The organism is Amycolatopsis sp. A1MSW2902, assembly GCF_017312175.1.
In the GTDB taxonomy this organism is placed as follows: Bacteria; Actinomycetota; Actinomycetes; order Mycobacteriales; family Pseudonocardiaceae; genus Amycolatopsis; species Amycolatopsis nivea.
This window is the reverse complement of sequence record NZ_QJPO01000001.1, coordinates 209,201-228,640: the sequence shown is the minus strand read 5'-3', so window position 1 is coordinate 228,640 and position 19,440 is coordinate 209,201. Positions and strand designations below refer to the sequence as shown.

17 protein-coding genes are annotated in these 19,440 nt (G+C 71.1%); 4 read left to right on the top strand and 13 right to left on the bottom strand.

Annotated features, from left to right (window positions below; all coding sequences use genetic code 11):
* Position 1: 1 nt before the first annotated feature.
* Genes ispH through hpnC form a run of 6 tightly spaced genes read right to left on the bottom strand, consistent with a single transcriptional unit; the run spans position 2 to position 7,466 of the window.
* Positions 2-1,471, bottom strand: a complete 1,470-nt coding sequence (ispH, locus tag DMP23_RS01125; protein WP_337819861.1) for a 4-hydroxy-3-methylbut-2-enyl diphosphate reductase — start codon at positions 1,469-1,471, stop codon at positions 2-4.
* Entirely contained in the window at positions 1,468-3,372 is a 1,905-nt protein-coding gene (gene shc / locus DMP23_RS01120) for a squalene--hopene cyclase (RefSeq protein ID WP_337819860.1), read from the bottom strand. Before shc ends, ispH begins: the two co-directional genes overlap by 4 nt.
* On the bottom strand, positions 3,372-4,403 hold the full coding sequence (locus DMP23_RS01115; protein WP_337819859.1) for a polyprenyl synthetase family protein: 1,032 nt from the start codon (positions 4,401-4,403) through the stop codon (positions 3,372-3,374). Before DMP23_RS01115 ends, shc begins: the two co-directional genes overlap by 1 nt.
* A complete protein-coding gene (gene hpnE / locus DMP23_RS01110) occupies positions 4,400-5,737 on the bottom strand; it encodes a hydroxysqualene dehydroxylase HpnE (RefSeq protein ID WP_337819858.1) in 1,338 nt (445 codons plus the stop codon). The genes DMP23_RS01115 and hpnE overlap by 4 nt, the downstream gene beginning before the upstream one ends.
* Positions 5,734-6,594 carry a presqualene diphosphate synthase HpnD gene (hpnD, locus tag DMP23_RS01105; RefSeq protein WP_337824338.1) on the bottom strand — a complete coding sequence of 287 codons (861 nt, stop codon included), beginning with the start codon at positions 6,592-6,594 and terminating at the stop codon, positions 5,734-5,736. Before hpnD ends, hpnE begins: the two co-directional genes overlap by 4 nt.
* A 5-nt stretch (positions 6,595-6,599) precedes the next feature.
* A complete protein-coding gene (hpnC, locus tag DMP23_RS01100) occupies positions 6,600-7,466 on the bottom strand; it encodes a squalene synthase HpnC (RefSeq protein WP_205670312.1) in 867 nt (288 codons plus the stop codon).
* Between the two features lie 150 nt (positions 7,467-7,616).
* On the opposite strand from hpnC, the gene DMP23_RS01095 reads away from it, so the two are divergent.
* On the top strand, positions 7,617-8,813 hold the full coding sequence (locus tag DMP23_RS01095) for a PucR family transcriptional regulator (RefSeq protein WP_337819857.1): 1,197 nt from the start codon (positions 7,617-7,619) through the stop codon (positions 8,811-8,813).
* Positions 8,814-8,936: 123 nt separating this feature from the next.
* Here DMP23_RS01095 and DMP23_RS01090 read toward each other — a convergent pair whose 3' ends face one another.
* Positions 8,937-9,686 carry an SDR family NAD(P)-dependent oxidoreductase gene (locus DMP23_RS01090; protein ID WP_337819856.1) on the bottom strand — a complete coding sequence of 250 codons (750 nt, stop codon included), beginning with the start codon at positions 9,684-9,686 and terminating at the stop codon, positions 8,937-8,939.
* A complete protein-coding gene (locus DMP23_RS01085) occupies positions 9,686-10,351 on the bottom strand; it encodes a VC0807 family protein (RefSeq protein ID WP_037819429.1) in 666 nt (221 codons plus the stop codon). The genes DMP23_RS01090 and DMP23_RS01085 overlap by 1 nt, the downstream gene beginning before the upstream one ends.
* Before the next feature lie 113 nt (positions 10,352-10,464).
* On the opposite strand from DMP23_RS01085, the gene DMP23_RS01080 reads away from it, so the two are divergent.
* Entirely contained in the window at positions 10,465-11,433 is a 969-nt protein-coding gene (locus tag DMP23_RS01080; RefSeq protein ID WP_337819855.1) for a DMT family transporter, read from the top strand.
* 25 nt (positions 11,434-11,458) lie between these two features.
* Complete coding sequence (locus tag DMP23_RS01075) at positions 11,459-14,326, top strand: MGDG synthase family glycosyltransferase (RefSeq protein WP_337824337.1); 2,868 nt, start codon at positions 11,459-11,461, stop codon at positions 14,324-14,326.
* Here DMP23_RS01075 and DMP23_RS01070 read toward each other — a convergent pair whose 3' ends face one another.
* The 3 genes from DMP23_RS01070 to DMP23_RS01060 all read right to left on the bottom strand — a co-directional run bounded on the left by DMP23_RS01070 (position 14,327) and on the right by DMP23_RS01060 (position 16,537).
* On the bottom strand, positions 14,327-15,058 hold the full coding sequence (locus tag DMP23_RS01070) for a DUF427 domain-containing protein (protein ID WP_337819854.1): 732 nt from the start codon (positions 15,056-15,058) through the stop codon (positions 14,327-14,329).
* On the bottom strand, positions 15,055-15,552 hold the full coding sequence (gene msrA, locus DMP23_RS01065; protein WP_337824336.1) for a peptide-methionine (S)-S-oxide reductase MsrA: 498 nt from the start codon (positions 15,550-15,552) through the stop codon (positions 15,055-15,057). The genes DMP23_RS01070 and msrA overlap by 4 nt, the downstream gene beginning before the upstream one ends.
* A gap of 79 nt (positions 15,553-15,631) precedes the next feature.
* Positions 15,632-16,537, bottom strand: a complete 906-nt coding sequence (locus tag DMP23_RS01060) for a LysR family transcriptional regulator (protein WP_337819853.1) — start codon at positions 16,535-16,537, stop codon at positions 15,632-15,634.
* A 107-nt stretch (positions 16,538-16,644) separates the two neighbouring features.
* On the opposite strand from DMP23_RS01060, the gene DMP23_RS01055 reads away from it, so the two are divergent.
* Complete coding sequence (locus DMP23_RS01055) at positions 16,645-17,868, top strand: MFS transporter (RefSeq protein WP_037819437.1); 1,224 nt, start codon at positions 16,645-16,647, stop codon at positions 17,866-17,868.
* Between the two features lie 76 nt (positions 17,869-17,944).
* Here the strand turns inward: DMP23_RS01055 and DMP23_RS01050 are convergent, their stop codons facing one another.
* Positions 17,945-18,751 carry an ABC transporter ATP-binding protein gene (locus tag DMP23_RS01050; RefSeq protein WP_275291851.1) on the bottom strand — a complete coding sequence of 269 codons (807 nt, stop codon included), beginning with the start codon at positions 18,749-18,751 and terminating at the stop codon, positions 17,945-17,947.
* Positions 18,748-19,419, bottom strand: coding sequence for a FadR/GntR family transcriptional regulator (locus DMP23_RS01045; RefSeq protein ID WP_337819852.1), 672 nt, complete (start codon positions 19,417-19,419; stop codon positions 18,748-18,750). Before DMP23_RS01045 ends, DMP23_RS01050 begins: the two co-directional genes overlap by 4 nt.
* Positions 19,420-19,440 lie beyond the last annotated feature (21 nt).

The window sequence follows — 19,440 nt, the reverse complement described above, 5'->3', positions numbered from 1 at the left end:
CTCAGAGCACCTCCCGAGGTAGGGTGAACGTCATTTCTTCTTCTGTCAGCGCGTTTTCCGCGACACTGACCGGACCCAATCCGCGAAGGGCCTCGACTGTTTCGGACACCAGACGCGGCGGCGCGGACGCTCCCGCGGTGAGCCCGATCCGCCCGGCCCCGGCGAGCCGACGCAGGTCGACGTCGCCGCAACCGTCCACCAGCACCGCCGGGGTGCCTTCCCGTTCGGAGACCTCCACGAGCCGCCGCGAGTTGGACGAGTTTCCGGAACCCACCACCAGCACCAGATCCACGTCACGGGCGATCGCGCGCAAAGCCTGCTGCCGGTTGGTGGTGGCGTAACAGATGTCGTCCTTGCGCGGCGAGGAAAGGCCGGGGAATCGTTCGCGCAGCACGGAAGCGATCTCTTCGGCCTCGTCAAGCGCCAGCGTGGTCTGCATGGTGTAAGCGGTTCGCGACGGGTCGCGCACGGTGACCGTCCGGGCGGCTGCGACATCGCCGACGACCACCACATTGTCGGGCGCTTCCCCGACCGTTCCTTCGACCTCCTCGTGCTCGGCATGTCCAATGAGGAACACAGTCTCGCCGCGACCGGTGTAACGGCGGACTTCGTTGTGCACCTTGGTAACCAGCGGACAGGTCGCGTCCACTACGGACAGCCCGCGATCCGCCGCGGCGCGCCGAACCGCCGGGGAGACTCCGTGGGCGGCGAACACCAGCGTCGCGCCTTCCGGAACTTCCTCCACCTCGTCCACGAACACCGCGCCGCGCCCCTGCAGTTGGTGCACGACGTGGGTGTTGTGCACGATCTGCCGACGCACGTACACCGGCGCGCCGTGCTTCTCCAGCGCGCGTTCGACAATCTCGATCGCCCGCTCCACCCCGGCACAGAACGATCGCGGACTAGCCAGCAACACCGTTCGCGGCCCCACGGCTTCAGCCCACGCGGTGATCGCGGGAGCGGCCCGGCGCAGACTCCGCAACCCGGCGAGTCCATTCGAGACCGTCGAGGGATGCAGCAGCGGCGCACCGACAGTGTCCACAATGGCGCGTACCACAGCGAACGGTTCACCGTCGGCCGCGAGCCACGCGGACTCCATGTCGACCGCCAGCGCACCACTCGAAGCCAGCGAAGCGCGTTCCCGCTCCCGCACCACGTGCGAACTGCCGATCACGGGTCCGAGATGGACAGTGAGCCCGAGACGGCGCAACGCACCCGCCAGCAACGGCGCGGACGGCACCGGCACCACTCCGGACGGACCGCGCACCTCGGTGGCGACCACCACGTCCCCCGGCCGTACCGACGGGGTGAGCCCGCCGCCGATCCCCGCGACGATCCGCGGACCGGACGGGAGCCGGGCCGCAGCGGCGGCGGCCCGGCGAGGCCCGAGTCCGGTGTGGACCGTCCGCGGACCGGGACCGCGCAAGGCGGCCTGCTCGATCCGCAACGGGGTGCAGACGATCGGGGTCATGACCCGCCCCGTACGTACCGGCCGAGTGCGGACAGCGGGAATACCACGCGGTACAGGTGATACGACAGGTAGAAGTCGCCGGGAAACCCGGTCCCGGTGTGCTTGTCCTCGTCCCAGCCGCCGTCCGGCCGCTGCCGTTCGACCAGCCACTGGACACCCCTCGTGACCACAGTGGACTCCCGCTCCCCGGCAGCCAGCAGCGCCAGCAACGCCCACGCGGTCTGCGATGGCGTCGAGTCACCGCGCCCAGCCCACGCCCGGTCGTCGTAGGACCGCAGATCCTCGCCCCACCCGCCGTCGTCGTTCTGGTGCTCGGCCAGCCACTTCACCGCACGCCGGATCCGCGGGTCAGCACCAGTGACGCCGGCCGCGACCAGCGCGGGCACCACCGCGCCCGTGCCGTACACGTAGTTCGCGCCCCACCGGCCGAACCACGAGCCGTCCTCTTCCTGGTTGTCCCACAGCCACCGGATCCCGCGACGGCATTCGCGGCTGCCGGATTTCCCTTCCGCGGCCAGCATTTCGACCACGTGCGCGGTCACGTCCGCCGACGGCGGATCGATCACCGCGCCGAAATCGCAGAACGGCAGCCGAGTGGTCAGCACATGCGTGTTGTCCGCGTCGAACGCACCCCAGCCGCCGTCGCTGGACTGCATCCCCTCCAGCCACGCGACGCTCCGGTCGACCGCCTCGCGGATCCGCAGGTGGTCCGGTTTGCCCATCCGCCGCAGCGCAAGCACCACCTCGGCGGTGTCGTCGGTGTCCGGATAGCCGTCGTTCGCGAACTCGAACGCGAACCCGCCCGGTTTCAGCGAGGGCCGCCGCACCGCCCAGTCGCCCGGCACCCGGATCTCCTCGCCCAGCATCCAATCCGCGGCGCGCACCAGGGTTTGGTCGCCGGGGGAGACGCCCGCGTCGAGCAGCGCGGTCATCGCCAACGCGGTGTCCCACACCGGAGATTGGCACGCTTCGAGCCGGCGCACCCAGCCCTGTTCGGTCTTCTCGCGGATGGTGAACCCGTCGAGCCCGGCGATCCCGGCCTTGAGCGCGGGATGGTCGAGCGAGTAGCCGAGCAGGTGCAGCGCGAGGATCGAGTACACCCACGGCGGCTGGATCCCGCCCCACGAACCGTCCGCTTCCTGCCGCGCAAGGATCCACTCCGCGGCCTGTTTGATCGCGAGCTTCCGCACCGGGTTGAGCGGCAGTTTCGCGTAGGCGTGCAGCGCGGTGTCGAGGTTCTGGAACACGCCGTCCCACGTCCACGGCGCGCGCGTCTTCGGCGGACGCTTGCCGGTGCGCAGTTCGGCGACATCGAACGGCAGCTTCCGTACCGGGCGCAGGGTGCCGACGATGGTCAGCGGCACGATGGTCTGCCGGGCCCAGCAGGCGAAGTCGTAGACGTTGAGCGGGAACCACGACGGCAGGAAGATCAGCTCGGGCGGCAGGCTCGGCAGGTCGTCCCACGACCACTGGCCCACCATCGCGAGCCAGATCCGGGTGAACACCCGCGTCGCCTCGATCCCGCCCTGCTCGCGGATCCACTCCGCTGCCGTGGCCAGCCACGGGGCGTCCGCCGGATCGCCGGCCAACCGGAGCGCGACCCACGCTTCGACCGTCGTGGACAGGTCGGCCGGGCCGTCCGGGAAGTTCGCCCAGGTGCCGTCGGCGCGCTGCTGCGAGCGGATCCAGCGCGCGGACTCCTCGGCGATCTGCGGGGTGAGGATGCCGAGGAAGTGCCGCAGCAGCAGGTCCTCGGCGTCCATCGTGACGTTGGTGGCGAGTTCGCCCTTCCACCATCCGGCGCGGTCCTGCTCGCGGCGCAGGAACTCGACGGCCGACGCGACGGTGTCCGAGGCGGTGCGGGCGGCGGGCGCGGACGTGCGGGGGACGGTCTGGGTCATCACGCTTCCCTTCCGGCGATGAAACGGGCGATCGAGACGAGGTCGTCGCGCGGGCCCGGCGGGACGGCGGCCAGCGCTTGCTCCGCGGTGGCGACGTGCCGCGCCGCTTCCGCGGTGGCCCACTCGCGGCCGCCCGCGTCGTCCACCAGCGCGGCGATCCGCGCGAGGTCGGTGTCGTCGTCTCCGGCGAGCCACTCCGCCAGCCGGCGTCCCGCCGCGCCGCCGTGCGTAGTCGCGTAGGTGATCGGCAGCGACTTCTTGCGCGCCCGCAGGTCGGAGTACACCGATTTCCCGGTGACCGCCGGATCGCCCCAGATGCCGAGCACGTCGTCGACGAGCTGGAACGCGAGGCCGATCTCCTCGCCGAACACCGCCAGCGCGTCGACCACCTCGGCGGGCGCGCCGGCGAGCACGGCCCCGATCGCGGCGCTGGCGGACAGCAGCGCACCGGTTTTCCCGGCCGCCATCGTCACGCATTCGGCGAGCACGACGTCGTCGCGCTGCTCGAACGCGACGTCCAGGAACTGGCCGTGGATGAGCCGTCGCGTGGTCTCGGTGAGCAGCCGCCCGGCCGCGACCGCGTGCGGGGAACCGCTGTCCAGCACCACTTCCTGGGCGAGGGCGAGCATCGCGTCCCCGGTCAGGATCGCGCTCGCGGACCCCCACAGCGCCCACACCGTCGGCCGGTGCCTGCGCTCGGTGTCGCCGTCCATCAGATCGTCGTGGACGAGCGAGAAGTTGTGCACCAGTTCCACCGCGACCGCGCCGGGCACCCCGACTTCCACCGGCGCGCCGGCGGCCCGCGCGGACACCAAGGCGAGCGCCGAACGCACGGCCTTGCCGCCGTTGCCCTGGACCGGCACGCCGTTCGGGTCGGTCCAGCCGAGGTGGTAGGCGCTGATCGCGCGGCTGGTGTCGTCCAGCCGGTCGACGGCGGCGCGCAACGCTGGCTGCACGACGTCCCGCGCGCTGCCGAGCACCGGCGGCGCCGCTGAACGCGTTTTCTCGGCAGAAAACAGATTGGCGGTCATGCTCCGACTCCCTCCCTCTTACCGTTGTGCTGAAGAAGGGCGGCGGCCGCGGCTGCGCCACTGCGCGCGGCGCCCTCCATCGTGGCGGGCCATCCGGTCGCGGTCCACGCGCCCGCCAGGTACATGCCGGGCAGCGCGGTGCGCGCGGGCGGGCGCAGCGAGGCGGTGCCGGGACCGGGCCGGAACGTCGCGTGCCGCTCGCGGGTGACGAAAAAGTCGAGCACCTGCGCGCCGCGCGCCTCAGGCAGCAGCGCCAGCAGCTCGGGCAGCAACTGTTCGCGGAGTTTCGCGGTGGGCAGGTCGATCTGCGCGTCCGCGGCGGACAGCGACATCGCGAGGTACTGCCCGGAGTCCAAACCGGACTGCCGCGTTCGGTCGAACACCCACTGCACCGGCGTGCGCACGCCCGCGACAAACGGTTCGTCGAGCACTTTCCGGTCGAGCACCACGTGCACGTTCACGATCGGCGAGCTGCCGAGCCCGCCGGACCAGCCCGGCGGCAGCCCGATCGCCCCGGCGGGCGCGAGCTGTTCGGTGACCGGCGGGGGCGTGGCGAGCACGACCTGGCTGAACTCCTCCTCGCCGCGATCGGTGACGACCCGCCAGCCTTCGCTGATCGCGCGCACCTTCGTGCCGAGCCGGACGTCCGCCCCGGCCTCGGTCAGCCGTTCGCGCGCCGGATCGCCGTGCAGTTCCCGCAACGGCACCAGCGACCAGCCGATGTCGGCGGCGGCCGGATCGGTGAGCAGCCCCTCCTGGAACACTGTCGCGGCGAGACTGAGCGACGCGTCATCGGCCGTCGCGTTCAGCGTTGCCACGCCGACCAGATCCCACAACGCTTCGATCGCCGCCGCGCTCTGTCCGTGCCGCCGCAGCCATTCCCCGAAGGACTGCCGGTCGGTGCGGTCCGCCTTCGGGTTCACCCGGCGCAACGCGAGCGCCGCGAGCGCGAACCGGGCCCGGTCGAGCGGGCGCAGCGGGTCGTAGCGCAGCAGCGAAGTGGCCAGGTGCAGCGGCGCGGGCAGGTCGTCGCGGCGCAGCCAGGTCGGCGCGGCCGCGCCCGGCAGGCGGATCGGGATTTCCAGCCGAGGCTGCAACGTCACCCGGTCCGCGACGCCGAGCCGGTCCAGCAGCGCGCGATAAGCGGTGCAGCAGCGGAGGAACACGTGCTGTCCATTGTCGACCCGCAACTCGCCGCGAGCGAACGAATGCGTGAGCCCGCCCAGGTGCGGCCGCGCCTCGAACAGCGTCACCGGCCGTCCGGCGTCGGCGCAGGCGAGTGCGGTGGCGATGCCCGCGAGCCCGCCGCCGACCACCGCGACCGGGGCGGTCATCGGCCGATCCCGGTCAGCGCCCGGAACGCCACCACCGCCTTTTCCCGGCCGGACAACGAAAGCCTGCGGTCGAACACGCGCGCGGGCTGTTCGTCGATCCGGTCCAGCAGGGTGCGGTAGATGCCCGACATCGCGGTGCAGCACGCGGCGCTGCGACCGTCCAAAGAGGGCACCAGGCGGAGACCGCGGGAGTACCAGTCGCGGGCCCGCGCGGCGCTGTCGTGGATCAGCGCGGTGAGCCCGCCGTCTGGGTCGGCGAGCTTCCCGTCCGCGCCGACGGACAACTCGACGCCGAACCGGTCGAGGTCCTCTTTGGGCAGATACACGCGGCCGTTGAGCAGGTCCTCGCGGATGTCGCGGAGGATGTTGGTCTGCTGCAAGGCAATCCCGAGTTCGTCGGCGTACACCGGAGCGTTCGGCTCCGGACGGCTGCCGAACACGCCGAGGCACAGCCGCCCGACCGAACCCGCCACGCACCGGCAGTACTCGACCAGTTCCTCGAACCGCACGTACTCGCGCCCGGTCACGTCCATCTCGACGCCGTCGAGCAGTTCCTCGAACGCGCCGAGCGGAATCGGGTACCGGCGCGCCGCGTCGGCGACCGCGACGTACACCGGATCCGCGGTCGCGGACAGGTCACCGAGCGATTTCCGGACCCCGGCGAGCCCCTGCAGCTTGGTCTCGGCGGACGCTTCCGTGTCGTCGCCGATGTCGTCGATGATCCGGGCCAGCGCATACACCGCGCACAGCGCCGCGCGTTTGTCCGGCGGCAGCAACCGGATTCCGTAATAGAAGTTGCGCGCCTGTTCCTTGGTGACCGCCGCGCAGTGCGCGTAGGCCTCGTCCACAGTGCCCATTGCCGTCATCCGGACCGCCTCCTCGTGCCGACTTGCAGCCACCCCAGCCAACTCAGCAGCCCGGCCCGGCTCGGCCGGACCGGTGCGGACAGCACGTCGCCGCCGCTCGCGCGCAGTGCGTCGACCGCGGCGAGCCCGCCGGCGAGGAAGCCGCTCACCGCGAACCGCCCCCAGCCGGACAGGTGCCCCAGCAGATCCGCGCCGCCGCCCAGCAGGGCGGCGGCGCGGCCGGTTTCCCACCGCATCAGCGCTTTCATCCGGGGCGACGCGTGCGCGGCGCCCAATTCCTCCTCGGCGACGCCGAACTCGGCGAGGTCCTCCTGCGGCAGGTACACCCGCCCGTTGCGGTAGTCCTCGCCGACGTCCTGCCAGTGCTCCACGAGCTGGAGCCCGGTGCAGATCCGGTCGGACAGCTCCGCGGCGGCCGGGTCGGCCACCCCGAGCAGGTCGAGCACGATCCGCCCGACGGGATCGGCGGAAAGCTGGCAGTACGCCAGCAAGTCCGCGAAGACCGGGTAGCGGTGCACCCGCTGGTCTTGGATGTTCGCCTGGACGAGCCGCTGGAACGGTTCCTCGGTCAGCCGTCCGGCGCGGATCGCGGGGAGAAGTCCACGGACAGCGGGATGTTCCGGTTCCCCGTTGCCGAACGCGGCGGACAGGTCCGCCGAGAACGCTTCGAGCTGCGCGACCCGGTCGCCCTCGGCCTCGTCGCCCAGATCGTCCACAGTGCGCGCGACGGAATAGACCGCGACAAGGTCGGCGCGCAGCCGTTCCGGCAGCACCCGCAGGGCCACCGGAAAGTTTTCCGCGCGCCGTTTCTCTCGCAGTCCTGACGTATCCGGAGCGTGACGGACACCCGCTGTGGATCTCATCCTCGCCAGTGTCGCGCCCCCGGACGGGCGGCTTCTGCCGCCGGAAAGCGAATTTCGGTGGCTTCGACTTGGCACGAGAGGCCAAAGTGGGGCCAGGATGTCCCGAGGCGACCCGAGACCGCGGCCTGCGACGGAAGGACTCCCGGACACATGGGACCAGATCAGGTGACCCGGCTTGACGAACTGGAGACGGTGGTGACCCGCCGGCTGCCCGCCATGCTCAACGAGGTCCGCGACCAGCTCGCGGACGAGCACCCCGACTACGCGGAGTTCCTGACCGAAGAACTCGCCGACCTCGTCGCCGCCAGCGCGGGATTCGTCCGGCGGCTGATTGACATGGCGGCCGAGCCGGACGAGCGGCTGCCGGGGCTGGGGTCCGGCGTCGAGCAGACGGTGTTCGAGGAAATCGGGCGTGCGCAATACCAGCAGGGCAGGCGCGTCACGAGCCTGCTGTCGGCTTACCGGGTCGGCGCGCGTGTGGCGTGGCGGCACGTTTCGGAAGCCGCGCTCGATCTCGAGGTGCCCGCCGAACTGTTCGCCTCGCTCGCCACCACTGTGTTCGCTCTCGTGGACCAGCTATCGGAATCGTCGCTGCGCGGGTACTTGCAGGAGCAGTCGGACGCGGTGCGCGCGCGGGAACGGCTGCGCGACGAACTGACCGCGCTGCTGCTGTCCGACCGGGCGGACAAGGCCGCGGTGCGCGCGGCGGCGGCGCGTGCGGACTGGCGGTTGCCGAAGCACGCCGCGGTCGTGCTGGTGGAGGACGACAACGAGCTGGGCCGGGAATTGGTGTTCCGCCTCGAAGACAGCTGCCTGCGGCTGCGCAGGCCGGGCGTGGTCGTGGCGATCGTGCCGGACCCGGGCGGTCCCGGCAGGCGCGCGTGGCTGGCCCGCGCGCTGCGCGGCGGCGGCGCGGTGGTCGGCGCGACGGTGCCGCTCGACCGGCTCCCGGCCAGCCTGCGCATCGCCGAGGTGACCGCGCGGCTCCGCCGGGACCACCTGCTCAGCGACGATCCGGTGTTCGCCGACGAACATCTCGACGCGATCATCGTGCACCGCGACGACCGGCTGCTCGACGTGCTGCGAAGACAAGCCCTTGCCCCGCTTGACGAGCTGAACGAATCCGCGCGGGAACGGCTGTCCACCACGCTCACGTCGTGGCTGCTGCATCTGGGGGACCGCAAGGCGGTCGCGGAGGACCTGCACATCCATCCGCAGACGGTTTCGTACCGGCTCGGCCGCCTGCACGACCTGTTCGGGCCGTCGCTGGACGACCCGGCCGTGCGCGCGACGCTCGTGCTGGCGCTGGCCTGGGGACCGCCCGGCGAAGCGGACGAAACCGCCTGATCGGGGAATTTCCCTGATGCGGCAGCACGGAGGACATGCTTGGGTCGCGTAAGCGGGGGTACCCCGGCGGGAACCGGGAGGGCCGCTCGCGAGGCGCCCGGGGAGGAGGTGTGCGTGGAGCCGTCAGCTTTCGGCGCCGAATCGCGCCGCGAGCGTGCGGTACAGGCCTGGTGCCGTGCCGCGCAGCGCGACGGGGATCCGCAGCCAGCGCGGCACGTAGTAATCGCCCGGATGCGCGGCGGCGCGCACCACGGCGGCGGCCACGCGTTCGGCGCTCACCGGACGGGGCGTGCTGCGAGTGTAGGGACGGCCGCGACGTTCGAAGAATTCCGTGCGCACCACGCCGGGAACTACGATTCCGACGGTTACTCCGGTGCCGTGCAACTCGAATCGGAGGCTGTCGGCGAAAGCGTCCACACCGGACTTCGCCGCGGCGTACACGGCTTCCCCGGCGACGCCGGTGCGTCCGGCGATCGAGGACACGAAAACGATCTGCCCGCGGTCGCGTTCCAGCATCGCGGGGAGCAGCGCGCGCGTCAGGTCGAGCGGCGCGGTGAGGTTCACGGTGACGAGGTGCCGCAGCCGTTCCTCGGACAGTTCAGGCAGGGGACCAGCCCAGCCGAGACCGGCGTTGTTGACGAGCAGATCCACCGATCCGGTGACCGCCAGCGCGCGTTCGGCGAGCTCCGCCGCGGCGCCGGGGTCCGCGAGGTCGGCGGCGAGCGCGGTGCCGCCGGTTTCCTGGGCGAGGGCGGCCAGCCGGTCCTCGTTCCGGCCGTGCAGCAGCACGTGGACGCCGGAGCGGGCGAGCAGCCGCGCGGTGGCGGCGCCGATGCCCGACGACGCGCCGGTGACCAGCGCGGTGCGGGCCATCAGGCGGCGGGCAGCGCGGCCGGGCGGTGGCCCATGCGCAGCGTGATGCCCGCCGAGCGCAGCGAACGCCGGAACCACCACAGCGAACCGGCGATGGCCAGCCCGATGACCGAGTACGAGCCCGCGGTGCTGACCATGAGGAAGCTGCCGACCGTTTCCCGCGCGAGCATCAGCAGCGTCACGCCGCCGTTCACCGCGAAGACGAGTCCCCACAGCACCGAAACGCGCTGGAAGAACCGGCGCATTCCGGGGTGTCCGGAGAGCGAATCGGGGAATGCGCAGAAATCGCCCGCCAGCCGCGCGAGCAGCGGTTTGTTGAACGGCGCGGAGATCAGGAACAGGCTGGCGACGAGGAAATTCTGTAGAGTCGGCTGCAGGAAGTACAGGAATGCGCTGCCGGTGGCCAGGCCCAGCACAGTGCGCGCGACCAGCAGAGCCGTGGTCAGCAGCAGCACGGCGGGGATCTTCTTGCGCAGCGCGAGCCGGGTGCCGACCACGGCGACCGACCAGCACAGCGCGGCGATGACCCCGCTGTCGAAGCTCACCAGGGTCAGCAGGAGATAGAACAGGCCGGCCGGGACCAGCGTCGACTCGAGCAGGTGCCGGCCCCCGTCCACGACGAGATTGCGGAACGAGGGGAGGTCGATCGTATGGGGGTGTCGCATGCGGGTTCTGCTGCCTCCGGTGCCAACCGGGCGACTCGGCCTCGGACAAGGCTTGAGCATAAGCACGGCGGATGGGGACGGTGTGAGGTGAAGAGTCCGTGACAGTTACGGGGATGTCGCTGGTCGTGGCTGTCCCCGCCGCCGTCGCCGGCGCGGCGTGCATGGGACTCGCGAGCGCAGCGCAGGCCAGGGCGACCAAAGAGGTGGAAACCGGCAAACCGCTCGACCTGACGCTCTTCAAGCGGCTCGTCGGACGACCATTGTGGCTCATCGGGATCGCCGCGACCATCCTGGGTCTCGTCCTGCAGCTCGTCGCGCTCGCGTTCGGGCCGTTGCTGCTGGTCCAGCCGCTGCTCGTGACATCGCTCATGTTCGCCGGCCTGGCGTCCGCGCGGCTGGAGCGCCGCCGCCCGGACCGCACGATGAGTGCCGGCGGCTTGCTGTGCGTGGCCGGGCTCGCCGCCTTCCTCGTCATCGCCCGGCCGAGCGGCAACAGCGAGACGCTCGTCAGCGGCGGCGACCTGCTGCCGCTCGGCATCGCGCTCGCGGTGATCACGATGGCGTCGCTTGTTGTTGCCGCGTCAACGAATTCCGGATCTTGGCGGGTGCTCGGGCTGGCTGTCGCGACCGGCGTGCTGTACGGCCTCACCGCCGGGCTGATGAAGGTGGTCGCGGGCCAGTTCCGGGCGGGGATCGACGAACCGTTCCGGCACTGGACGCTGTACCTGGTGTGCGTCGTGGGGCCATTGGGATTCCTGTTGAGCCAGAACACGTTCCAGCAGGGCCGGTACCTGACGCCCGCGCTCGCCGTCATCACCGCGCTGGATCCGCTGGTCGGCGTCGCGATCGGATTGTCGTGGATGGGCGAATCGGCCGACGGGAGGCCGCTCGCGCTGTTCGGCGAGGCGCTCGCCGGGCTGGTGATCGTGGTCGGGATCGCCCTGCTGTCGACCAGGGCGTCGCATTTGTCGGCGGAATCGGATATGCCGTCCGGCGAAGAGGAAACCGCATCGGAAGAACCCGGCGAACGGCCTGATTCGGACCCGGACGACGGGTACGGCCTCGCCGGGACCGCCTGTTAGCGAGAAGGGGGCAGCGTTGGAGCGCGTGCTGATCGTGTCCGCGAACATGGGGCAGGGGCACAACGCGACGGGGCGCGCGCTCGAGGACGCGATACGGCAGCGATGGCCGGACGCGACCGTGCGGTGGGTCAACGCGCTCGAACGGCTCGGTCCTGGTTTCGAGGGGCTTTTCCAGCGGATTTACGTCGCCAATGTGGAAAGCGTCCCGTGGCTGTACGAGTTCTTTTACGCCGCGATCTGGCGGATTCCGTGGTTCGCCGCCGCGTCCCGCTGGTTCACCGCCGCGTGGTGCGGTCGGCGGCTCGCGAAACCGATCGCCGAATTCGCGCCGGATCTGGTGCTGTCGACGTATCCGATGGGCACCGCGGGACTGGCGTGGCTGCGCCGCAAAGGGAAATTGCCGGCGCCGATCGGTGCGTGGGTTTCGGACTTCGCACCGCATCCGTTCTGGGTTTACGGCGCGGCGGATCTCACCATGGTGATGCACGACGTCGCGGTCGCGCCCGCGCTGCGCTCGTCGCCGTCGGCGCACGTCGGGGTGTCCGCGCCGCCGGTGCGCGCGGTGTTCCGGCCAGGCGACCAGACCGCGGCGCGCCATGAACTGGGCTTGCCGCCGGCCGCGTTCGTGCCGCTGGTTTCGTGCGGCTCGCTGGGTTTCGGCGAGATCGAGACGACGGTGCGCGAGCTGCTGGCGGCGGATCCGTCGGTGGCGCCGATCGCGATCTGCGGCCGCAACGACGCGGCGGCCGCTCGGCTGCGCGCGCTGGGCGAACCGCGGTTGCACGTAGTCGGGTGGACGGACCAGCCGGAGCGGTACACGCTGGCGGCGGACGTCGTGGTGACGAACGCGGGCGGGGCGACCTCGCTGGAGGCGCTGGCGTGCGGGCGTCCGGTGCTGATGCATCGCCCGATCGCCGCGCACGGCAAGGCGAACGCCCGGTTGATGGCCGACGCCGGGCTCGCCCTGGTGTCCACAAAGGACGGTGAGCTGGCGGAAACCGTGCGCGGCCTGCTTGCGGAACCGGAACGGCTCAAGGAGATGGCGGAAGCGGTCGCGCGGCATTGCGAAACGGCCACTCCGCTGGTGGAGGCGCTGGAATCGCTCGTTTCCGCGCCGCTGAACCCGCCGACCCAGCGGCTCCGGCCGGAGGACGCGCTGTTCGTGCACGTGGCCACGCCGGAGGTGCCGCAACAGGTCGGTGCGGTCTTGTTGTTCGACCCGAAGGCGGACGGCACACCGGTCACCCACGCGGACGCTGAGCATCTGCTCGCCGCGACCCCCGGCTTGCGAACCCGCTTGCTGCCCGACAGCCGGTTGTGGCGCGCACGGTGGCAGGAGGACCCGGGCCGGACGTCGGCGGACGTGCTGACCTCCGTGCGGGTCGGCCCGGAAGCGCCGCTGGAGGGGGCGTTGACGCGGGAGATGGACGCGTTCTTCTCGGAACCGGTGTCCCCGGAACATCCCGTGCGGGCCCGGCTGGTGACCGGGATCGAGGGGGAGCAGGGGGCGTTGCTGATCGCGCTGCACCACGCGGCGAGTGACGGGATCGCGGTGATCAGCGCGCTGGTGGGGCAGGCGCGGGGGAAGGAGCCGTTGGTGCCGGTGGCCGCGCCCCGGCGGCGGGGGTGGTGGCGTCGCCCCAATGTGGCGTTGGGTGCATCTGACGCACCGAATGCCACATTGGGTGCATCTCACGCACCGAACGCCACTTTGGGTGCGTCTGGCGTGCCGGATGCCGCGTCGGGTGCGTCTGGCGTGCCGAATGCCACTTCGGGTGAGTCTCACGCATCGAACGCCGCGTTGGGTGCGTCTGACGCAGCGGACGCCACGTTGGGTGAGTCTCACGCGCCTAACGCCGCGTTGGGTGCGTCGGGCGCTGCGGATGCCGCGTTGGGTGCGTCTCATGCACCGAACGCCACTTTGGGTGCGTCCGGCGCACCGAATGCCGCGTTGGGTGCGTCGCATGCACCCAACGCCACATTGGGGCGCAACGGGTCCCACCCTGGGCGGAGCGCGGTGCGGGCGGCACTTGCCAGCCTGGCGGCACCGGTGCGCGCGGCGCTCGCTCGCGTGGCGAGCCCCGTGTGGCACCGGCTTGAGCGGCCATCGGGACCGTCCAGTCGTTCCGGCACCGCCGAGCCTGCGCGAGCCAAGCCGAGCCAACGCAACCAAGCCGCCGAGCTGGCGCGCGGCGTCTGGACTCTCGCCCGAGCCGGTACCGCGCCCCGAGTCCGCTGGGACAAGCGGATCGACAGTCCCCGACGGCATTTCGCCCGGGCGCATCTCTCCGCCCCCGAAGTCCGGAAGGCCGCGCGCCGGGTGAGGGTGCCGACGACCAATCTCGTTCTCGCGCTCGTCGCCGAGGCCTTGCATCGCGAGCTGGGCGGGACCGCGCCGGAGCGGCTTCGGGTGCTGATTCCGATGTCGGTCCGCGACACCGGGACCTTCCGTCAGCTCGGCAACCACACCGGCGCGGCTTCGGTGGACCTGCCGACCGGCGCGATGTCGCTGTCGGAACGGGTGCGGGCGACCGACCGGATGCTGTCCGACCAGGTCGGCCACGGTGCGCCCCGCGCGGGCAACGCTGTCGTGCGCGTGCTCGGGATTCTGCCGCCGGCGCTGCATCGTCGGGCGGCCAAGCTCGTCTACCGCGGCACGTGGTTCAGCGTCATCGCCTCGGTGCTGCCCGGCGCGCGGTCGCCGGTGGTGCTCAACGGGGCGCTCGTCCGCACCGTGTACCCGGTCTTGTCGCTCGCGCCCGGGGTCCCGGTGGCGGTCGGCATCATGACGTGGGCGGACCGGTTCACCGTCTGCATCACCGTGCCCGCCGGACAAGAGGCGCGCGGGGACCGGCTGGCGGCCGCTGTCGTGGAGGCGTTCGGACGGGTGTAGTCACTGCGAGAAGTGCGTGCGCGGGCGGGGAAGAAGTTCGCCGTCGACTTCGATGTCCACCATCTCGTTGTAGAACGCCACCAGTCCGGCGATGGGCTGGACGGCCGCGGCCGGGTAGGTGTAGGTCCACGCGAGGTGCTCGTGCAGGACGTCGCCGACGCGGACGGACCAGTAGCCGGACGTCTCGCCCTTGTACGGGCAGGCGGTGACCATGCCGGGTTCGGCGACGAGGTGCCTGAAATCGACTTCGGTGCGGTTGAAGTAATACCGGGTCGGGAGGCCGGTTTCGAACAGCAGTACCGGCGACGACGATTCCGCCAGCGTCACTCCGTTCAACCGCACGCGGACATGTCGCGTCGAGCGCAAAGCGTCCACTCGCGTGTACGGGTTGCGCGGGTGGACGAAAACCTGTTCATCCTCTTCGAACCAGGCGTCCAGCGCGTCCCAGTCGAACCGGACGTGTCCAGGTAGGACAGAGTCGTTTACCCAAGCGGCAGCAGGCTTTTCGACCTCGCCGACGCGCAGCGAGAACCGCCCGCCATCTCCGGAGACCAGCGCGCCGGGGAGGACGTCGTCGAGCGGGAAATAGAACTGCGGATAGTAGGGCCATTCCCAGACGTATTTTGCCCGCGTGCTGTCCACAATGGTCTTCCCGGCGAGCACTCCGCGCACTCGCCGGGGGACCTGTTCGACGTGTCCGGCCTGGACTGCCGCCGCTGGGTAATCGGTCATCCGCGCTTCGGGAGTTTCCAGCCGGGGCGCGGGAAGTGGCAGGTGTAGCCGTGCGGGTAGCGCTGCAGGTAGTCCTGGTGCTCCGGCTCCGCCTCCCAGAAGTCGCCCGCCGCGGTGACCTCGGTGACGACCTTGCCGGGCCAGAGTCCGGAGGCGTCGACGTCGGCGATGGTGTCTTCGGCGATCTGCTTTTGCTCGTCGGTGGTGTAGAAGATGGCGGAGCGGTAGCTGGCGCCGATGTCGTTGCCCTGGCGGTTCTTGGTGCTGGGGTCGTGGACCTGGAAGAAGAACTCCAGCAGCGCGCGGAAGTCGGTTTGTTCCGGGTCGTAGGTGACCTCGATGGTTTCGGCGTGGGTGCCGTGGTTGCGGTAGGTGGCGTGGGGGACGTCGCCGCCGCTGTAGCCGACGCGGGTCGCGGTCACGCCGGGCTGGTGGCGGAACAGCTCCTCCATGCCCCAGAAACATCCGCCGGCCAGGATCGCTTTTTCCGTCATTTCCTTCTCTCCCATCGGGGATTCCGTGTACAGGATGACGCCGCGGGGCCGGTCGCTATTCCGGTGGCCGGGGGCCCGGTCAGAACTCCGTAATATCTCCCTCCGCCGCGGCCGCGACGAACAGGTCCAGCAGCGTCCGCAGGGCCTGCGACGACGGGCGCTTCGCGGAGACGACGACGGTGAGCGGCCAGGTCAGCGACGTGTCGGCGAGCGGGATCGACACGACGCCCGGGTGATCCAGCCGGGCGGTGCCGGGCAGGACCGCGACGCCGAGCCCGGCGGCGACGTAGCGCGGCACCGTCCGCAGGTCGGCGACCTCGGCGGTCACCCGGCGCGTAAGCCCGAGCGCGGCGAACTCCCGGTCGACCGCCAGCCGGTTCCCGAAGCCGCGCGGACAGTCGACGAACAGTTCGCCGTCCAGCTCCGGCAGCCGGACCTGCTCGCGTCCGGCGAGCGGATGGCTGTCCGGCAGCACGGCGTAGTACGGCACGCTGGCCAGCTGCGTCGCGTCGAGGCCGCCGAGTTCGGCCCGGGCGAGGCCGAGCAACGCGACGTCGAGCCTGCCGTGGCGGACGTCGTCGGCGAGGCCGGACGAACCGGTGAGGGACACCGTCAGATGCAGGTCGACCAGCGGGTGCCTGCGGTGGAACGCGCCGAGCAGCACCGGCAGATCGAACGCGTTCATGCTGGTCAGCGTGCCGATCCGGAGGCTTCCGCGCAGACCCGCGGACGCCTGTTGCACCACCTCGCGCGCCCGCTCCACCGATTCCAGCGCGGCTTTCGCCTCGGGCAGGAAGAGCGCGCCCGCGGTTGACAGCGCGACCCGGCGGGTAGACCGGTCGAACAGCGTCGCGCCGAGGTCGGTCTCCAGCGCGCGGATCGTCGCCGAGACCGTGGACTGCGTGGCGAACAGCCGCTGGGCCGCCCGCGTGAAGCTCAGCTCCTCGGCGACCGCCACGAAGTACTCCAGCTGCCGCGTTTCCATGCCCCAATTATCGCGGATCACGATAACTATGACCAACACTTTTCGTTGGACTTGATGAGTGGGGCGGGGGATCGTTTCAGGGGTAGGTTCCCGCTTGGAAGGTCGACATGGTCACCACAGCTCCGCCCGCTCTCACTGCCCCGGCCGGATGGCGCGTCAGCCACGGCTGGGGGTTCCGGGTCATCGCTTTCGCGTTCGCCGCGTGCCTCGCGTTCTCCACCGTGCCCACCCCGCTGTACGCGCTCTACCAGCAGCGGGACGGGTTCCCGACGTTCCTGGTCACCGTCATCTTCGCGGCGTACGCGGTCGGCGTGATGGCCAGCCTCTACCTCGCCGGGCACGTCAGCGACTGGCTCGGCCGCCGCCGCGTGATCCTCGCTTCGACGCTCGCCGAGGCCCTGTCGGCGGTGTTGTTCCTGCTCTGGCCGGAGGTCCCGGGCCTGCTGATCGCGCGGTTCGTCTGCGGCGTGGGCATCGGCGCGCTGACGGCCACCGCCACCGCGCACCTGTCCGAGCTGCGGGCGGTGACCCGGCCGGACCAGGACCTGGGCCGCTCCGGCTTGATCGCCACCGTGGTGAACATGGGCGGCCTAGGGCTCGGCCCGGTGGTCGGCGGCGTCTTCGCGCAGTACATCGACGGCCCGCTGACCAGCACGTTCGTCGTGTTCCTGGTGGTGTTGCTGGTGGCGGCGTTCGCGGTGTGCCTGGTGCCGGAGACCGTCGAACGGCGCGAGGAGCGCCCGGCTTACCGGCCGCAGCGCGTGTCGCTGCCCGCCGGGGCGCGGCCGGCGTTCGTCGGCGCGGCGATCGGGGTGTTCGCCGCGTTCGCGATCACCGGGCTGTTCATGTCGCTCGCGCCGACCCTGCTCGCCGAAGGACTCCACGAGCACAGCCGGATGCTCGCCGGGGTCACCGCGGGCTCGATGCTGGGTGCGGCGGCGGTGGCGCAGGTGGTCTTCGCGTCGATGGCGTCGCGGGCGCAGTTGCGACTGGGGTTCGTGCTGATGCCGATTGGGCTGGCGGTGCTTTCGGCGGCGGCGCTGCTGCCCTCGCTGGCGCTGTTCCTGGCGGGCTCGGTGATCGCCGGGAGCGGGATGGGGCTCGGCTTCCGCGCCGCGGTCGGGACGGTGGCGGCGCTGGCCGATCCGCTGTCCCGGGGCGAGGTGCTGGCCGGGATCTTCCTGGCGGCTTACGCCGGGCTCGTGGTGCCGGTGCTGCTGGTCGGGATGACGCTGCTGTGGGTGCCGAGCCCGCTCGCGCTGGTCGGTTTTTCGGCGGCGGAGCTGGTGCTGCTGGGGTTCTCGGCTTGGCGGGTGCTGCGGACCGCTTGAGCTGCCGGAAGTCCGTGAAGGGCTCCTTGAGGGAATCTGGTTCCCGCAAGGAGCCCTTCACGGACAGCGGCCCGGGTCAGGCGACCTCGGTGGAGCGGGTCCGGGCGGCGCGGGCGCTCCATCGGCCGTCGTGGCGGTCGACGCGGATCGGATGGCCGAACGCCCGGCTGATGCTGGCCGTCGTCACCGCCTGGTCGATCGGTCCCGACGAAACCACCGAACCGTCCGCGATCAGCAACGCGTGCGTGGTCGTTTCCGGCAGTTCTTCCAGGTGGTGGGTGACCACGATGGAGGCGAGCCGGGGATGGGTTCGGGTGAGCAGGTCGATTGTTTCGAGCAGCTGCTCGCGGGCCGCGACGTCGAGTCCGGTGGACGGTTCGTCGAGCAGCAGCAGCCGGGGGTCGCTGATCAGCGCGCGGGCGATCAGGGCGCGGCCGCGTTCGCCTTGCGACAGCGTCGGCCAGCGTTCGCCTGCCTTGCCGGCCAGGCCGAGCAGGTCGACGAGTTCGTCAGCCTGGGCGAGTTGCGCGGCGGTGGGCTGCCAGCGCGGCGGCGTGTCGATGCTCCCGGTGACGCCGGTCAGCACGACCTCCCGGATGGTGAGCGGCGAACGCAGCGGATGCCGCGGGTCGACGTGCCCGATGCTGCGGCGCAGCGCCTGCAGTTCGACGCGGCCGAGCCGTCCGCCGAGGACGTCGACGGTGCCTGCGGTCGGATGCGTGACCGCGCCGCAGAAACCGAGGATCGTGCTTTTGCCCGCGCCGTTCGGGCCGAGCAGCGCCCAGTGTTCGCCTGCCCGCACGGTCAGGTTCACGCCGTGCAGGATTTCCTTGCCCTGCCTGCGGAACACGACGTCGGTCAGCTGCAGCACGACCTCGCTCACGAAAGTGCCTCCTTCAAGGCGGTCAGGTGCGCCCGGCTCAGCTCCGCCGCGGCGGACGCGTCTTTGCCCGCGATCGCCTCGACGAGCGCCAGGTGCGCGGCTTGGTCTTCTTCGGGGGCGGTGATCGGCCGGGCGCGCAGCATGTCCGTCATCGCGCGGTGGATTCGCGGGACGAAACTGTCGAACAATTCGATCAGCACGTCGTTGTGCGCGGCGACGAGCACGGTGCGGTGGAACGCGGTGTCGGTGTCCACCAGGCGTTCGACGTCCGGGTTGCCGGTCGCGCGGGCGGCGAGCGCGCGGCGGATCGCGCGTAGGTCGGTCGGGGTTCGCCGGTGCGCGGCGAGGGCGGCGGCTTCCGCTTCGATGGCGATGCGCGCCTCGATCACTGCGCCGATCGACGCGCGGCGCAGGACCGCGTCCCAATCCTCGGCGACGTCCAGCGCGGTCACGAATACCCCGGAACCCTGTCGGGAATCCAGCACGCCTTTGCCCGCCAATTCGCGGATCGCTTCGCGCAGCGTCGACCGGCCGACGCCCAGTTGCGCGGCCAAAGTCGTTTCCCCGGGCAATTTGTGGCCGAGCGGCCATTCGCCGGCGCGAATGCGTCCGAGAAGGACTTCGGCGGCCTGCGCGGCGAGCGGGTGCCGGTGCACGAGAGGGGGCATCGGAGGGCTTTCTGGTCGGAC

Coding starts and splice junctions, on each gene's coding strand:
- ispH (WP_337819861.1), bottom strand. CDS start 1,471: ATGACCCCGATCGTCTGCACCCCGTTGCGGATCGAGCAGGCCGCCTTG.
- shc (WP_337819860.1), bottom strand. CDS start 3,372: ATGACCCAGACCGTCCCCCGCACGTCCGCGCCCGCCGCCCGCACCGCC.
- DMP23_RS01115 (WP_337819859.1), bottom strand. CDS start 4,403: ATGACCGCCAATCTGTTTTCTGCCGAGAAAACGCGTTCAGCGGCGCCG.
- hpnE (WP_337819858.1), bottom strand. CDS start 5,737: ATGACCGCCCCGGTCGCGGTGGTCGGCGGCGGGCTCGCGGGCATCGCC.
- hpnD (WP_337824338.1), bottom strand. CDS start 6,594: ATGGGCACTGTGGACGAGGCCTACGCGCACTGCGCGGCGGTCACCAAG.
- hpnC (WP_205670312.1), bottom strand. CDS start 7,466: ATGAGATCCACAGCGGGTGTCCGTCACGCTCCGGATACGTCAGGACTG.
- DMP23_RS01095 (WP_337819857.1), top strand. CDS start 7,617: ATGGGACCAGATCAGGTGACCCGGCTTGACGAACTGGAGACGGTGGTG.
- DMP23_RS01090 (WP_337819856.1), bottom strand. CDS start 9,686: ATGGCCCGCACCGCGCTGGTCACCGGCGCGTCGTCGGGCATCGGCGCC.
- DMP23_RS01085 (WP_037819429.1), bottom strand. CDS start 10,351: ATGCGACACCCCCATACGATCGACCTCCCCTCGTTCCGCAATCTCGTC.
- DMP23_RS01080 (WP_337819855.1), top strand. CDS start 10,465: ATGTCGCTGGTCGTGGCTGTCCCCGCCGCCGTCGCCGGCGCGGCGTGC.
- DMP23_RS01070 (WP_337819854.1), bottom strand. CDS start 15,058: ATGACCGATTACCCAGCGGCGGCAGTCCAGGCCGGACACGTCGAACAG.
- msrA (WP_337824336.1), bottom strand. CDS start 15,552: ATGACGGAAAAAGCGATCCTGGCCGGCGGATGTTTCTGGGGCATGGAG.
- DMP23_RS01060 (WP_337819853.1), bottom strand. CDS start 16,537: ATGGAAACGCGGCAGCTGGAGTACTTCGTGGCGGTCGCCGAGGAGCTG.
- DMP23_RS01055 (WP_037819437.1), top strand. CDS start 16,645: ATGGTCACCACAGCTCCGCCCGCTCTCACTGCCCCGGCCGGATGGCGC.
- DMP23_RS01045 (WP_337819852.1), bottom strand. CDS start 19,419: ATGCCCCCTCTCGTGCACCGGCACCCGCTCGCCGCGCAGGCCGCCGAA.